The organism is Vibrio sp. 970 (genome assembly GCF_033339075.1).
The window spans coordinates 139,392-155,119 of sequence record NZ_JAWOTW010000011.1; the positions used below are offsets into that span (position 1 = coordinate 139,392).

The 15,728-nt window shown below is 39.6% G+C and carries 20 protein-coding genes; all 20 read right to left on the reverse strand.

The genetic code is table 11. The features are described from left to right. Window positions 1–35: 35 nt before the first annotated feature. Complete coding sequence (locus R7Q11_RS16945; protein WP_005387184.1) at window positions 36–389, reverse strand: DUF1428 domain-containing protein; 354 nt, start codon at window positions 387–389, stop codon at window positions 36–38. A 97-nt stretch (window positions 390–486) separates the two neighbouring features. Then, window positions 487–1,092 carry a hypothetical protein gene (locus R7Q11_RS16950; RefSeq protein ID WP_206225546.1) on the reverse strand — a complete coding sequence of 202 codons (606 nt, stop codon included), beginning with the start codon at window positions 1,090–1,092 and terminating at the stop codon, window positions 487–489. An 81-nt stretch (window positions 1,093–1,173) separates the two neighbouring features. Next, complete coding sequence (locus tag R7Q11_RS16955; RefSeq protein WP_017634583.1) at window positions 1,174–1,470, reverse strand: antibiotic biosynthesis monooxygenase family protein; 297 nt, start codon at window positions 1,468–1,470, stop codon at window positions 1,174–1,176. A 142-nt stretch (window positions 1,471–1,612) separates the two neighbouring features. Then, a complete protein-coding gene (locus R7Q11_RS16960; protein ID WP_042523844.1) occupies window positions 1,613–1,900 on the reverse strand; it encodes a putative quinol monooxygenase in 288 nt (95 codons plus the stop codon). 142 nt (window positions 1,901–2,042) lie between these two features. After that, window positions 2,043–2,684 carry an alanine--tRNA ligase-related protein gene (locus tag R7Q11_RS16965; RefSeq protein WP_054579575.1) on the reverse strand — a complete coding sequence of 214 codons (642 nt, stop codon included), beginning with the start codon at window positions 2,682–2,684 and terminating at the stop codon, window positions 2,043–2,045. Window positions 2,685–2,837: 153 nt separating this feature from the next. After that, complete coding sequence (locus R7Q11_RS16970) at window positions 2,838–3,371, reverse strand: GNAT family N-acetyltransferase (RefSeq protein ID WP_225466607.1); 534 nt, start codon at window positions 3,369–3,371, stop codon at window positions 2,838–2,840. 253 nt (window positions 3,372–3,624) lie between these two features. Continuing rightward, window positions 3,625–4,188: a sugar O-acetyltransferase gene (locus R7Q11_RS16975; protein ID WP_005389307.1), complete on the reverse strand. Its 564-nt coding sequence runs from the start codon at window positions 4,186–4,188 to the stop codon at window positions 3,625–3,627. A gap of 143 nt (window positions 4,189–4,331) precedes the next feature. Then, entirely contained in the window at window positions 4,332–4,745 is a 414-nt protein-coding gene (locus R7Q11_RS16980) for an RDD family protein (protein ID WP_031778951.1), read from the reverse strand. A gap of 141 nt (window positions 4,746–4,886) precedes the next feature. Continuing rightward, window positions 4,887–5,495, reverse strand: a complete 609-nt coding sequence (locus R7Q11_RS16985; RefSeq protein ID WP_225466608.1) for a pyridoxamine 5'-phosphate oxidase family protein — start codon at window positions 5,493–5,495, stop codon at window positions 4,887–4,889. A 143-nt stretch (window positions 5,496–5,638) separates the two neighbouring features. Further along, entirely contained in the window at window positions 5,639–6,064 is a 426-nt protein-coding gene (locus tag R7Q11_RS16990) for a DUF2007 domain-containing protein (RefSeq protein ID WP_225466615.1), read from the reverse strand. 1,574 nt (window positions 6,065–7,638) lie between these two features. Then, on the reverse strand, window positions 7,639–8,739 hold the full coding sequence (locus R7Q11_RS16995; protein WP_225466609.1) for a hypothetical protein: 1,101 nt from the start codon (window positions 8,737–8,739) through the stop codon (window positions 7,639–7,641). A 182-nt stretch (window positions 8,740–8,921) separates the two neighbouring features. Further along, on the reverse strand, window positions 8,922–9,764 hold the full coding sequence (locus R7Q11_RS17000; RefSeq protein WP_080608870.1) for a TIR domain-containing protein: 843 nt from the start codon (window positions 9,762–9,764) through the stop codon (window positions 8,922–8,924). 677 nt (window positions 9,765–10,441) lie between these two features. Beyond that, entirely contained in the window at window positions 10,442–10,762 is a 321-nt protein-coding gene (locus R7Q11_RS17005) for a hypothetical protein (RefSeq protein WP_042524135.1), read from the reverse strand. Between the two features lie 147 nt (window positions 10,763–10,909). Beyond that, window positions 10,910–11,308 carry a lysozyme inhibitor LprI family protein gene (locus R7Q11_RS17010; RefSeq protein ID WP_186584918.1) on the reverse strand — a complete coding sequence of 133 codons (399 nt, stop codon included), beginning with the start codon at window positions 11,306–11,308 and terminating at the stop codon, window positions 10,910–10,912. A 248-nt stretch (window positions 11,309–11,556) separates the two neighbouring features. Next, on the reverse strand, window positions 11,557–11,952 hold the full coding sequence (locus R7Q11_RS17015; RefSeq protein WP_225466610.1) for a hypothetical protein: 396 nt from the start codon (window positions 11,950–11,952) through the stop codon (window positions 11,557–11,559). Window positions 11,953–12,153: 201 nt separating this feature from the next. After that, window positions 12,154–12,843: a hypothetical protein gene (locus R7Q11_RS17020; protein WP_225466612.1), complete on the reverse strand. Its 690-nt coding sequence runs from the start codon at window positions 12,841–12,843 to the stop codon at window positions 12,154–12,156. Between the two features lie 136 nt (window positions 12,844–12,979). Beyond that, window positions 12,980–13,456 carry a GNAT family N-acetyltransferase gene (locus R7Q11_RS17025; RefSeq protein ID WP_225466613.1) on the reverse strand — a complete coding sequence of 159 codons (477 nt, stop codon included), beginning with the start codon at window positions 13,454–13,456 and terminating at the stop codon, window positions 12,980–12,982. A 152-nt stretch (window positions 13,457–13,608) separates the two neighbouring features. Further along, window positions 13,609–13,908 (reverse strand): hypothetical protein, encoded by a 300-nt coding sequence (locus R7Q11_RS17030; RefSeq protein ID WP_042524654.1) that lies wholly within the window; start codon window positions 13,906–13,908, stop codon window positions 13,609–13,611. Between the two features lie 397 nt (window positions 13,909–14,305). Next, a complete protein-coding gene (locus R7Q11_RS17035; protein WP_225466614.1) occupies window positions 14,306–14,734 on the reverse strand; it encodes a hypothetical protein in 429 nt (142 codons plus the stop codon). A gap of 278 nt (window positions 14,735–15,012) precedes the next feature. Further along, the coding region (locus R7Q11_RS17040; protein WP_318094423.1) for a hypothetical protein at window positions 15,013–15,728 on the reverse strand (716 nt) is incomplete at its 5' end.

Below are 15,728 nucleotides of genomic sequence, written 5' to 3' on the forward strand. Positions count from 1 at the left end.
AAGTGTCACGAATCGAGTTGAGATTATTTGGTATTTTACTGCTCCAAAATAACATCAAATCCGCCATAAATGAGACGCTTTCCATCAAAGGGCATTGGGTTATTGTCTGGACTCATTCGAGGATCACCCATGATCCGCAGCCACCCTGAGTCTCGAACTTCTTTTGAAGGCCAGACTACCCACGAAAACACAACGGTTTCGTTGCTTTCAGCGTTAACTGCCATGGGAAATGATGTGATCTCACCATCTGGTACTTCACTCCCCCACGTCTCAACAACCTTTAAGGCCCCAAACTCCCTGAACATTTCTGCTGCTATTTTTGCGTGTGCGATATACTTTTCTTTATTCGCTGTCGGTACTGCAGCGACAAACCCATCAATGTATGACATAAGTAAACTCCTTTCATTGGAGTTATAACCATAGCTCAATAAAAAGAATGCACATGATGCCAAACCATAGAAGCAGGTACGTAATACAGCTTGAGAGCTACATTCCTAGCTTGGACTTTATATGCATATTTGAAAGGTATGTGTTTGGATCAAGCTTGGTTAGCATATTTATAATCTCCAAAACACTCGAATACTCAATACGTTCCTCTTCAGCATGCCCGATCCCACCTATTGTAAAGTGAGTAAAGCGGTAATCACGATAAACGTTTTGCAGCTGGCTAGAAATATCTTTGAGTAATCTTTTACTGAGGGCGAATGCAGGGTATTCACTACTTTCTGAAAGCTCTGCTGTAGAGCCAATAGATACAATATTGCATTTATCGTTAAGTGAACCTAAAGCGTTAAGCTCATTGACTAAATTAAGATACCCAACCGGGCCAACATTCATAAACTCAATCAGTTCGTTTGTTGTCAATTCTGAAGACTCTCCCCACATCGACGCCAAATAAACTATGATGTCAAACTCTACACCTTTGAAGCACGTATAATCTGGCTTTTTACCGGGATCAACGTCAATACAAACAGAAGCGACTCCCTCCTCAACTAGCTTTGATCTAGAAATCGCATAAATTTCTGTACCCTGTAAGTTCGTAGCCAAGAACCTTCCTAGACCCTTACTACCTCCAACGATTAAAATCTGCATAACCCTATTCCTTGGTTAAGGTTGTCTTTCATATTGTCCGCCAAACTGTTCATTAGGCATCACTTTAACGTTTCTATTGCCCTACTTAGTTCTATCTTCAATTTCATCGAATGGTTCAACTGAAACACGCTCTGCAATTTCACTCATCTTCTTCATTTTTTCTGGGTTACTAGTTCCCCAAAACCGCTCCCAGTCTTCACGTGTTCGCCACTTGGCAATAGTTAAAACCTTTTCCGGTACATCGTAAGAACGAAGCATAAAACTACCAAGCGCCCCATCTACTGACTGATGAATTGAATCTGTCGTCGAACGCCATATATTTTGAAACTCATCCATTTTTTCACTTGGCACACGCCATTCATACACAACTCTAAACATAACACTTCCATTAAAATTTCTAGATTTAATACGGCAAAGTATCAAGAACACTAAGCCAGGTTAATAGATGAATAAAGCAACATAGCAGAGCGTAGAGCAACCTAAAAACAAAGAGTAAACGCTCTAAATCACTCCGATTCTATTAGTCATGCACACATTCAAAGATTTCGTATTGACGTTTAACATTGGCAGTTACTTTTCCCCAATGTGAGGCTTGAACTCTTTCCTGATGTTGCTTAAAAGAGGCTTTGTCGACGAACTCTTCATAGACATCAAAACGAAAAGGATTAGTCGAGCTTTGAGTCACAAGAAAAGTAAGGCAGCCCGGCTCTTCTAACGTGAGCCTTTTGTGAATTATTAACTCATGCTTTACTAATTCTAGATCCTTTTCCGGAACTAAAATAAAGCCTTTCAATGTAACTTTCGACATATCATCCTCCCGCCCCTATCGTGTAGCGTTTTGTTAAGAAGTAGCCAACACGCCCTCAATCTCAACCATCATATCTCAAATGTGAATCTCACCATGAATTAAATGCCACGTGTTAGGAATCTATTTCTAATGCCCTATCGACCTACGAGCATAAGGTTATCTCTACCCTTTCTTTGTCTTTACCGATGTTCTTGCGTTTTAATTGAATTTGGCCGACTTCTGATGTGCGCTTTAAGTGAGTGCCACCGCAAGGCACTTGCGCAAACCCATCCACTCTCCAATACCTTCTTTCACTCTCTTGATCGGAAAAGTCACTAATAATAACTGAATCAGAGTTAATCAAAGCTTGCACATCAGTTTCAATTTCTTTCAATAGCGGGCCAATACTTTCAGACCACTCAAAATCTATGCGACTCTTATTTTCAGAAATATGCGCACCTATCTTAACAATGCCTTCCCGACGCTGATAAAACATCTCAAGCACCACTTCAGCCGCAAAGTGTAGCTTCATTAAGGCGTATCTACGCTTCCAATCAATATTCGTAGTTACAATGTCACCAAGAGTAAAATTTGGAGAGGATTCCAATGTGTAAATAAGTCGAACACCTAGCTTTTGAGCAATCAAAACCGGAATACCATTAATCGTTCCTTTATCACTCTCTTGGCCTCCAGACTCTGCAAAGAAGATAGTCTGGTCCAATTCAACCTTATTTCCGTCTACATTGGTCACTCTTGAGTTAAGTTCTGTTTGGTAGGGATTAACCCAAAACAATTTCTCGCTCATGCTGCTATCCTTGCAGTAAGTCCTATCCGTGATAGTACATTCTGTGACCACCAAGTCAATTCAAGAAACCTCGCCGTCAAGTGTAAGGCTGTGTATTGAGTACGAGCAGGCTAGATCTATTAGATGCTTTTAAGGCTGGGTACTAAACGCTGCCTAGGGGTTAGCTAACAACCCGTAAATTGCTGAATCTGAGACTACTCCATTCACTTCCCAACGCTGCCTAAGGAAACCTTCCTTTATAAAACCTAACCGTTCCAAGACTTTACCTGAAGAAGCATTGTCTGGATCTATCTCAGCCTCGATTCGACGTAGATTCAGTGTTTTGAATGCGTGTTCGATTAATGCAGTTCCCGCCTCTAATACAATGCCTTTACCCCAGAAATTACGACTCACGCCAAAGCCAATTTCTGCGCGCCTAGACTCTTTCACGTGATTAAACAGCATTATCTTACCCAGAAGTTGACCATTGCTCTTTAGGAAGATGCCTAGTGTCACTTCTGTATTGCTATTCATGGCCTGTGTACTCTTGGCTATAAATGTCCGCGCTTCTTCAATTGAAACCCAAGGGCCAGTGTTCCAATATTTCATGACCTCATGGTCTGAGAAGATGTCAAACAATTCGCTTGCATCATCTTCAACTAGCTCTCTTAGAATTAATCGTTCCGTTTCAATCTTTGTTACTAACATTTAGGAGTCAGCCTTTTGGTTTGTTATTGGTGACGAAAATCCAATAAAAGTGTGAGACACGTAATACAAATGATTTCGTATGAGACTTTTAAACAAGCTCAACGCACGGTAAAAGCGCCACGTGTAACGACTCTATATTGAAGCAAATTTTAGACATTCAAGTGCGTCAACAAGTAACCGCTGAACGCATCAAAGCTTGGAGTGAGTTGATCATAAGTCCTAAACTCAGGCTCAAAATAGTCCATATACTTTATTATCGCTTAGTGACGATTTCCTTCAGTACTCTGGCTGGGTTGCCACCAACAACGACATTGTCTCCAAAACTCTTTGTAACGACTGCGCCAGAGGCTACCACCACGTTGTTCCCAAGTGTTACGCCAGGGTTGATTACGGCATGGCCACCTATCCAACAATTGTCACCAATGTTTATGGGCTTTGCTAGCTCTAAACCACTATTCCTCTCGATAGGATCTAAGGGATGAGTCGCAGTATAAATTCCAACTTGAGGCCCAAGTAAACAGTTATCACCAAACTTAACTTCCGCAACATCCAAAATCACACAACCAAAATTAGCGTAAAAATTATCTCCAACGTGAATGTTGGATCCATAGTCGCAATTGAAAGAAGATTCAACATGAATATCGTCACCTGTTGTGCCGAACAAGCGCTTAGTTATTTGAACTCGCTTTTGTTTATGCTCAACAGACGTGGCATTCAATTTTTCAGTTAGTAACCTAGCGCTCAACCTTAACTTTAATAACTCTTCATCACTTGGGTCATAAAGCTCACCTGCTAACATTTTCTCTTTTTCTGACATAAAACTTGGACTCCAATACCAATTTTCTTACAACGCTACATTAAGTATGTGAGTAACGCTACCTCCTAAGCGAGGCTGTTCCACCACGAAAACAAAGCCCGACTTGAACCCTAGTCCTCAGCGCTATCAATTTTTTCAACAAGTTAGTGAACTACCACCACCGTTCTCACTAACTTATCACCGAGACGTTGCCTCTTTTTACCAAGAATGAAAATTGAGTCAATAAAACCGAAGAATGGAGTAATAACATTTCGAAAGAGCGACTGAAAAATATTGCACTTTTTACCCGTTCTTGCACTTATAACTGCAATGCCCAAAAGTTTTTTACCCACACTTTGACCATTTGGTAAACAATCAGAAAAAAGGTAATACGATACAGTCGCAGTTACTGCTGTAGCGCGCACAAGCTCTTTTTCAATACCGATTTCTAAGCCGACCCATAAAACGAGAGTAAAAATGCTAAAACTGACAAAAAGATCAATCATTTGTCCAACACACCTAACTCCCGGACTAGCCAAAACGTAATTTTCTAGAGTAAATTTTTCTGCATTTTTCATTCTAAAATTTGGACTAACAATTGCTTATTGGTGAACTAACGCTATTGAGACAGTAACATCCCCACTAAACCTAATCCATACTTCCGCATAGTACGGTCGAACCTGATTTTTCTATCTTTTCAATATATTACCACGCTTGTTCTAAAGGCTAGATTGGTAATATTTCAACATCTCTTCTTGATTAAGCGCTTTACTTTCTAACTTTTGTTGATCTTTAAAGATTTGAGCTAATGAAGGGAGAATTGAGCGATTTACTTTATAGTCATCAGACCAAAGTTTCCCTCTCATCACCGCTTTCGCACAATGAAAGTACGTACTCTCTATGACTATTTTGATAACAACCTTAGGATCTTTACTTCCATCGGGGCAAGCAGATATCAAGTTGGCGTCGGTGTGAATACTTGCGATTCCTTTAATACGGAGCACTTCATCAATACCATTTACCATCAATAACAACCCTACCTTGGGGTTACTAATGATATTTTTTAGACTATCGATACGATTGTTCCCCGAGCTATCAGGGAGCAACAATGTTGATTCATCTAAAACTTTTACGAAGCCAGGCTCCCCTCCTTTAGGAGAAAGATCGATATACCCTTGTGAATCAGCGGTACTTAGAACTGCAAAATGGCAGTTATTAATTAATGTAATCGCATGAACATCCAGCACAGGCAGCGCTTTATTTTTAGCTCTCGCACTTGGCTCTGCGTAAATTTCTTTTAACTGCTCTATTGTTTTAATTTCACTCATTCAATGTTATTCCTTCACTATCGTATAATGCTTTGCTTGTAAGCAAGCAGTAACTCTGACTTCTTGTATAGGCACTAGACCTAACTCATCGTAAAAATATTACGAGTACAAATTATCTCTTTAATGCCTTGTTATCTAAAGATTTAAAGTTTTTCACTAAACTCCCCACACTGCTTACACTTATAACCATGCTTGTAAAAAAACAGTGGAAAACCCAGTAAAATAAAAACTAAGAAAGCTGGGCGTTTACCTTTTGTAAATGCAAATAGATCTTTACTACCACATTTAGGGCAAACGTCTTTTTCTTCATCAACGTCAACTTCATTTCCCGATGATTCTGAGAAATCGCTACTAAGTATTTGTTTCGCATCTTCTGCATCACTTTCGGCCACCATCAGACGGACGCCGCCTATTGCATTTGAATAAAGCCACTGAGTATTTACCGTGTGCTCGTCAGCGATGTAACTTTCTATTCCGACACTATCTAGGCTTGCTCTCGTAATATGAGCTTCATGAGGAAAAGAAAACGTTGTCTGCCATGTGCCTGCGCTTTTTGATCGTACTAAAATTCTCTTAGGATTAGTGGATTCGAAAATGACCTCAAGGACGAGTTTGTTGCCTTCTTTCAATGACGTAACCCTAGCTCCTCGCTTTTCCAACTCCTTGATGCACTCCATCACGCCACGCTCTCTTGTTCGCTGGATACCAACTGAGGAGTTATTATTTAACTGTTGGTTGCAAGCCTCGACTACCGCTTGTCCATCAGGATGAGTCATTGCATTTCTTTTCAGGGTTTCCAACTGAGCAATGCTAAAATTACCTGCTTTAATTTTATCGATTATCGCTTGCGTTTTGACCGACATATAGCCTCCTGATGTTACATAACGCCGCATTAAGGTGTGAGCGGCGCTTGGCTATACTTGAGCGAAGCGAAATTGCCAAGCGTTGCGAATCACTCTTAAATGCTTTGTTAGTACGCTGTTCCTAAACCTTTTGGTTTGCACCAAGATATTGAAATATAGCACGAAACTGTTGGCTTAAAACGCTGAAACTGAAGGGACAACTGCCAAACTAGAACTTAACCTCAAAACGCAAGTTGGCTAGAAGAAAAACACGCCAAGCTGCCCTATTTTGACCATTTTCAAATTAGCAAAGGATTCAGTCACCAGACTTAAACAACCACACCAAAGTACCGAATTGAAGACTAAAAAACCAACCACACAAAAGAGACCGCGCCAACGAAATAGCCCAAAAGTTAGAAACCGTAAACGGTGAAACCGACGCGAGCGCTCCGCATATAGTGCCACCGGAAAGAACGTGAAAGGCACGCCCGTTCAGGTGTAAAGCGAGGAAACGAAACCAATAAACACCAAAACTTTTAACCTTTGATGCCAATCCCGTACTAACGCCCTGTTAAGGTGTGAGCAACGCAATACCAAAGCTTCAGCATACCACCTTAAACACTAAAACCAACGCATGATAAAAATGCCACGCGTTGCGAATCACTCTTAAACAGTTTGTTATACGCACGAACGTTTAAGCCAAGATTTTATGCCAAGCCCCACTTTGAAACCATGATTTTTATGTGCTTTGATGCACCTAAGTCAGGCTTAGACTCACAGCGGCTTGTCACTGAAACCACTTGGAACAAACCGCGCCGCAGAAAACAGACCTGCAACACCAAAAAGCACTTTTGGAAAGACAATTTCACAATGTGGACTTTCAACAAACTCACTGAAACCACGTGGACTCACCACACCAGAGAAAGTGCCCTTTCAGCGAGTAAGTCGGCTTTTAAAAAGGCAAATTCACAGAGCTGAATCTCAGCGAAAAACGCAGCCTGGACTGACCCCGAAAAATCAGCACCAAAGAAGAAAACCATCACACAAACGGCAAGCCGAAAGTGAGCAAAGAACCAAGGAAAATTAAGATTGAAGCCGGAGTATCTCGCCGCCCAAACACCACGAATCAACGCTGAAAATCGCGATTTTTGACCTAAATTTTTAGGCTTTCTTCATATAACGTATAACGCCGCATTAAGGTGTGAGCGACGCTTGGCTATACTTGAGCGAAGCGAAACTGCCAAGCGTTGCGAATCACTCTTAAATGCTTTGTTAGCGCTATAAACTGCCAGCACTGCCGACTATAAAGTATATAATTTTGAACCAAACATCAGCACAATTTCTTTGAAATTTCCGCGACTAATAGAGCCTCTAACCTCTTTGAGCACTTCATCAACCACAAGAGCCTCATTTTGATATGTATATTCAGATTGCACTACTACCAGCAACAAACGTTCATCATCGTAATTTTTGTTATGCTTTTTTTCAATTGAAAGGATTATACGACCAGCTAATGAGTCAATCTCTTTCTTTAAGTGTGCTAACACTTTTAAAGGTAAAACGCTAACTCCACCACTTTGGGTTGCGGTTTGGTATAAGTAGTCATATTTGGGAGCACCCAATGTGATTTCTATGATTAACTCTTTTTGTTTATCAATAATCTTGGCGTCATAATTTTCGTCTTGAACACCTAATTTTATATAAGCCTCTCCTGATATTTTTCTAGCCCTAATAAATTCCAGCAATGGAACAAACTCTTCTCTCAAGTACTTGTTACTACGAAATTTATTAGAAAAGTAACCATCCGGTGCAAAACGATAAATCAGATCTTCTGTTGAATTTAAAACCATATAGTCATTAATAATATTCACAAATTCAATTACTTTAACTGGCTCATCAAATGCCGACATATCAAAATCACTCTTGTTATATGTCTTAGTCTTTGGAGGGTTATATGTTAAGTTAACCTCTCTTTCAAATGATACAACCAAATCAATGTAGACCTTCATCAGATCCGGATCTAAAATATTATTAAACCCCTCCCTATGATTATTCAAAAAGCATTCATCCTTAAAATAAAAGTACTTCCTGAATATAACGATCAAATTATCTATCAAAATATCACTCAGTTTATCCCTTCTATCAGGGTTCTCTTGAATAAAGCTGAATCCCCATAGGAAGAAATCTTCAACGTGAATAACTTCGTATTCGTAAACATAAACTTTTACGTCAAACTCTTTATTGAATTCACTTAAAAATTTGTTGATTTCGCCGTTAAACAGGCGGTATTTTTCCCAACCTAAAATACAATATGGCGAGCCTTGTAAAAAGGGAAAAAAGGAATGAGACTGCTTTCCTTCTTTTTGTTTAACTTCATTAATAAGTTCCATAACATCAAACATTTATTTACTCCATGATTCCGAGTTTTATTTTAGTGTGCTTATGCCTCAGATAGTGCTAACGCCCTGTTAAGGTGTGAGCAACGCAATACCGATGTCGCCGCACACCACCTTAATCACTTAAACCAACGCATAGTGAAAATGCCACGCGTTGCGAATCACTCTTAAACAGTTTGTTAGCTGACTTAATATCCGGTGTTAATGTCTATATTATTTTTATCTATATACTGAATTAAAGCTCTGTATGATCTAAGCAACCCAGCTCGATTAGCCCAATCACTCTCTTCATCAGCCACCTTAGGATTTATAAATGTACCATTTGGCGCAATAAAACCTCCATGCTCTAAACATAATTTTGAGTGATCCCAGTCATAACCAAAAACACCTTCAAAACACATAAGAAAACTAGAGATTAGTTCATTTAACTCTTTGTTATGCTTAAACCCACCAGACTTTTGAATAGCTAAAGATCTCGACAAATCTAGCACTTCTTCTAGAACTTCTCTATCAGTCCGAAGATCCGCACTTTTTGCATGCTCTGTACCGGAAGATTTCAAGATGCTGTTGATCTTTTCTTCTAAATCCGGCCAAAACTTATCAAAAACAGAATTTAGAACTGATTCATCAAGCTGGTTCTCTTTATTTGCTTTGTTAAGGTCGGATACCAACTTTTTAATCTCGCTTCTTTCAAACTGAGTTGTTTGAAATTGAGTCAAAGGCCCATTAATGTCAGAATTATCAATGCCAATTAATATCGGACAAACCATAGACTGCTCTACCTTTTTCGAGATAGCACCGGCTTCAAACATCAACCACTGACTATTAAGGTTATCTTTAGTAACACAAAATATTCCCGCCATTGAGTCATCTAGTTCCTGTGCTATATCTGATGACCAACGTGTGCCTTTCTCTATGTCTGAAGGTGTAAAATAAGGTTTTACTGTTTGGAGGACTGACGGCAACCAAGCCCTAATAACCTCTCCAACTTTTTTACTCGTATCACCAGACCAACTAATAAAAACTTTCATCGTTTCTCCTTGTTATTTTGTCAGCTAACGCCGCGTTAAGTGGTGAGCAACGCAGACCACCAACCTAAAATATTGTGCCGTACACACTAAAGCTAAAGCAAACGAAAAATGCCACGCGTTGCGAATCCGTCTTTAACGCTTTGTTAGCTTATTACTTTCCGAGCATTCTAAACTAAAACAAAAACTTACTTTGACATTAAACGCGAAGTTGAAATTATAAACATAGCCGAGAACTTCAGGCGATGAACTTAGTATTAACTTGAGCTTTGACAAAACCACCGAGCGTGGAGACTCACGGAACTTCACCCACCAAGGTTCGTATTGGATTTGCTATTTTCAAGTGCAAAACTTTGCCATGAATGGAACAGAGGCGGTACCGAAATTACCACCAACAAACCAAACCCAAGCAACATTATGACCGCACAGAGTAAGAATGACCGCTAAAAAATGTAAATGACTACCGCTGATACAGCCAAAATATTTGCCAATCAGATCGCTCATTTTGACGATATGCCCTACCTAACATTAGCTATATGAGTTTGCTTTTTCAGGCTGTAAGCTAACGCCCGCTTAAGTGGTGAGCAACGCAATACAGATGCTTCCGCATACCACCTAAATCACTAAATTTACCGCAAACCACAAATGCCACGCGTTGCGAATCCGTCTTGAAGCGTTTGTTATACGATTGATTCCAAAGTGCTTTCTATACTTGATAAAGGATATTCTTTGCCTAAGATGAAGACACTAAGATTTATTGGGTCAACCTCTACATAATACTCAGTATTACCATCAGGATATTGAGCTAAGTGAAGTGCAATACGCCCCTGTGATTCCGAAACTTTACGTAAGTCCCAAACAGTAGACTCCAAGCTCATAACAACCTTTTCACTGCTAACCTCTCGGATAATCGGTGAGTATACCCAATGAGACATTTTCATTTCATTGGCAATTGTCAGTACTTCAAATTTACCATTGAGAACATATTGATTCGTTTCCATTCGATATCCACACTAAATCGTATAACGCCGCATTAAGGTGTGAGCAACGCTACCACCAAGCCTAAACCATGGCGCCCTAAACACAAAACCCAACGATGACACCAAAAATGCCAAGCGTTGGGAATCACTCTTAAATGCTTTGTTATATTAATTTATATTCTCGAAGTACTTTTTTAGAGCTAAGGCTCGTTCTTTTGTAATTTCAGTTATATCTGAAAGGGCGGTTAATCCCCACATGCTCCCTCGCTTGGAACCATAAATTGATTTGATATTGGCAACTTCAAGGTCACGATATTTAATCCATGAGCGTTGAGATTCTCGCAAACTGGACTTTTGACTACTATCCAAAACGTTCATCAACGTTTTGTAGTAATAGTTCAATTCTGCATCCCATTGTTCATGAGCTTTGCTACCGCAATTTCCTATGCCGGCGGTGCTTGAGTTGTCGGATATACATGCTTCTAGCTCAACATCAATAGGGTGTTCAATTTGAGCAAATGAGCTAAAAGATGTCAGTAATAATAAAGGCAAGAATACTTGTTTCATACAATCTCCATATGTAATGACAAGAGCAACGTTACACATATGATGGAGCACGGACAACAATTAGGCTCAATAATACGATCAATACCTAGTTGATATTTTGTGACTTGACGAATTAATATAACGCCGCATTAAGGTGTGAGCAACGCTGCCACGAAACCCAACCAGACCACCGTAAACACAAAACCCAACGATGGAATGAAAAATGCCAAGCGTTGGGAATCACTCTTGAGTGCTTTGTTATGTGACTTTTACAACCCAGCTAAAGTAAGTAGTTTTCGAGCTACAACTAGGTCATCATTTGCATTTACTTGCTTCACTTCAAAATGAATAGAGTGTGACGCTGCATAGGTATTTACAGCATCAACTGTTCCACCATAGCTGCGAGTGGCACAAAAAATAACATCACAATTATGACTAGTTAGAGTAGTCAGATTTGAGTTAACCACAAATGCTGTGTCACCACCGCAGGCTACGCCTACTCTTTGTCCGCTTGGAAGATCCATGACAACAGTTAAATCTTTACGTCCACGACGAAAAACTTCAGTTCTTGATGGGTATTTACTTTCCAAAGAAGTCAAAAGTAGGTTTAAAGTAGTTGTCTTTCCTGAGTTGTGACGTCCACTAAGAGCATAAGTTGTTGGCATACATCTCTCCTTGCCGAGTAGCTATAAGCAAGATATATGGACAAAATAGATAATATTCAACTGTAACATCTGTCCGCTGTCACATAACGCCCTGTTAAGGTGTGAGCAACGCAATACCGAAGCCGCCGCAAACCACCTCAAACACTGAGCGCAACGCATAGTGAAAATGCCACGCGTTGCGAATCACTCTTAAACAGTTTGTTAGGAAGCTTGCCCTTTAATCCAATGAATAAACCAATATGACGTTTCATTTGGTCGCAGCAATTGAAGAGCTCTTGCGTCCGCTCTACCGATACCTTCGTCATATAGTAAACCTTTAGAAACTAAATCTGCTAGATACATTTTAATCGCTGACACTTCAATATCAGGGAGTTTACTTAACGTCTGCGATGAGGTGGCATCAATAAAACTTACTCGTTTAGTCGTCCCCACTTCATGAGTACATAAATCAGTGAACGTTTTCAAAATAGTGATGTGCGTGTCTGTTATTGAATCAACTATACCAACTAAAGATTCAACCTCATCCCAATTCACTTCATCTTCATAAGTGCTTCGACTCAAGATATGAGCAAAATATCTTATTTTTTGGTTAGTTCTAGTTGTAATAGTTTTGGTGCATACCTTGAGAAAAATATTGAAAAACTGCTCTTCATCTTCAATAGAAAGTTTATGCGCATTATTCAAAGCGATTTCAGAGCGCAATTCTTTGATAAGTAAATTTAGCTTTTCTTGTGCATATTTCTGCGCAGGTTTACATGCAAACATATCTACAATACCACCACCAGGTAACAGCATGACCAGTGCTCGTGTTAAGCTGGAATTGTCATATAGCAACGAAAGTTTTTCGCCTAAAGGGATTGTTGGGTCTTGCCCGATTTCAAATTTATTCATAATTTCCGATTGCTTCCTAACGCCGCGTTAAGTGGTGAACAACGCCAACCAACACACTTAAATCATTGTACCTTAAACACTAAATTCAACTTGAACTAAGATCGCCAAGCGTTGTGAATCCGTCTTAAACGCCTTGTTAGGTGCGTAGCCAAAGTTGGTAAAAGTCTGTTTCTTCGTGCTTGGGGTTCTTACGCACGAACTCCCAACCATTGTGCTTATAGAATGTGAGAGCTCGATGGTTAGTTCGGCTTACTGAAAGTACAGCACGCAAACAACCCGCTTTACTCAAAGTGCTTACAATATAATCCTGCACTTTTGGAGCGAGTCCTGAACCACGAAAATTCGGCTTTAAGTAAATGAGATGCACATAGCCAGTCTCCGGCTCAGGTGAAAAACTGCGAAACTCTAACTGCCCTGCAAACTGACCATCCACAAATACATGGATATAGAACCATTCTGATGTTGCTAACCTGTCTAAGACACGTTCACGATAACCGCTGATGAAGTCGTCGAAACCATCATAATGCCCAAAACTACAAAAGTATGCATCTTTTCTCGCAGCAACGCATAATTCGAAATCATCAATGTTTATCTGCCGAAAAGCAACTTCCATACTTACCTTTTCCTTCAAGCACCTAACGCCCTGTTAAGGGGTGAGCAACGCAATACCAAAGCCGCCGCAGACCACCTTAAATACAAAAACCAACGCATAGTGAAAATGCCACGCGTTGCGAATCCCTCTTGAACAGTTTGTTAGAGCGCAACTCACAGGTTGAGCAGAACTTTCAAAAGAGAATTTACCAAGGAAGAGATCCCTAGAAAGAGAACTACTGGCAAGCCTATCGCTATTATCAGTTTAAACTCGACAAATTGACCTACAACGGCATCGCCATACCTGCCACCCAGAAACTTTCTCGATTCGTCACCTACTGTCGATTTGACTTCATCTGTAACTGTCTTGCGATCTTTACCGATGAATTCTTTAAACAACATAAAGCCGAAAGGAGCGATAATAATGCCGGCGATAAGATATGAAATGTATTCAATTATGTCCGTCATATTCATTATTTTTTCTCCTGCGCTCTAACGCCGCATTAAGGTGTGAGCAACGCTACCACGAAACTCAACCAAACCACCGTAAACACAAAACCCAACGATGGAATAAAAAATGCCAAGCGTTGGGAATCACTCTTAAATGCTTTGTTATGCGTCATTTGCGAAAAATTCATATATTTTATCCCAATCTTCATAACAATCATCACTGATAACTATACTATCAAATTCGATTTGAGATTTAGACATGACCCAGCACGAAGGTTTAGCATGTTTCACTTTTCGACGTTCTGCTGAATAGTTCTTACTGACCATACATTGATTAGAGGTGCGATTAATTGCATATATATTACAATTTTCGGTGAAATACCGTTGTTCTGAGACAACTACCAAGAAATCAAAATCCAAATTATTTGGTGTCAGTTTTTGTTCTGTGTGTCTGCGTTTTTTTTTCATTTGGTGACTTAATACCAGTGCGATATTTCACTTGTATTTTTGCAATTTTATTCTGATTTAATGGATCTGAAACCAACAAATCATAACCTGGCATAGCTCTACTTGCTTGTGAACATAATAACCGCATATCTAGCATGAGGTGTGACATAACGTATAATTCAGCACCCTCACTAGAGATAGATACTTGGGTACTCTTAACCCTTTTATGATGTTCTAAATCATAACTTCCAAACTTTGATGGATTACCATCAAGTTCTCTTGCTAACCATAAAAAGCAATCGTATGGATCTTTACACTTTTGCGAGGTTCTTCGCTGATTGTTTACTGAATATTCAATTACAAAGTCCCATCGATATTCATGCTCATTAATATCGACACTCACATCGAAAATACAAATGTGATCTACATTTACTCCATTCTTAGAAAAAGGGCCTTCGATATAACACCCGTCATCTAATGAGTTTGGAACCCTCTGAATATCAAAGTTGTATTTCTTTGAAAAATCATAAATATCGATGCTGAACCTCCTGTCGCATAACGCCGCATTAAGGTGTGAGCAACGCCACCACGAAACTCAACCATACCACCATAAACACAAAACCCAACAATGGAATGAAAAATGCCATGCGTTGGGAATCACGCTTAAATGCTTTGTTAAGTTTATTCTCGTGCCATAGCTTTCATGAAATTTGTAACATCTTCAAGTTCAGGAAAGTCATCTCTTTGCCGTCCCCAAAACTCACCAACATCGACGAACAGCAAGTACAAGTAAAAATGATACTTTAAATAGAAGTCCGTTAGATTAAGATCTTTGGTACGCTCATAAGATGCATGACCAGATATCTTATTACGATAAACCCTAAATTCTTGTGCAAATGAAACAGGTATGGGTAGGAGCTTTTCATAATGAGAAATGTCATTTTCATAGCTTGGGGCTTGTCCACTCTTAATACGGTCAATTCTCCCATTTACCACACGATAAGCATCTTCTGAGATCAGGGAGTCAATGAATTTGTTTTTCTCAATACCCTTTTTATTTGTAATATTTTTGTTCTCAAAGTCCCTTGCATGACAAGCTAAAAGGAACTCATATAAATGGTGTATGAAATATGAATATGAGTTGTATGTACGATACGACTTGTATTTATCATGACCGGACAAAATTAAATGTTCCGCTGATTTTCTAAACTGCTCAAATGCATCTCGGCATTTGAAGTACTCATGTTTAATTGCTATGCATTGATGATAATCGGCATCTGTACCTGTTTTAATTTTCACCGGCTGAACTCCAAATAAACTTAACGCCCAATTAAGGTGTGAGGCACGCAATACGATGCTCCCGCATACCACCTTAATCACTAAAACCAACGCATAGT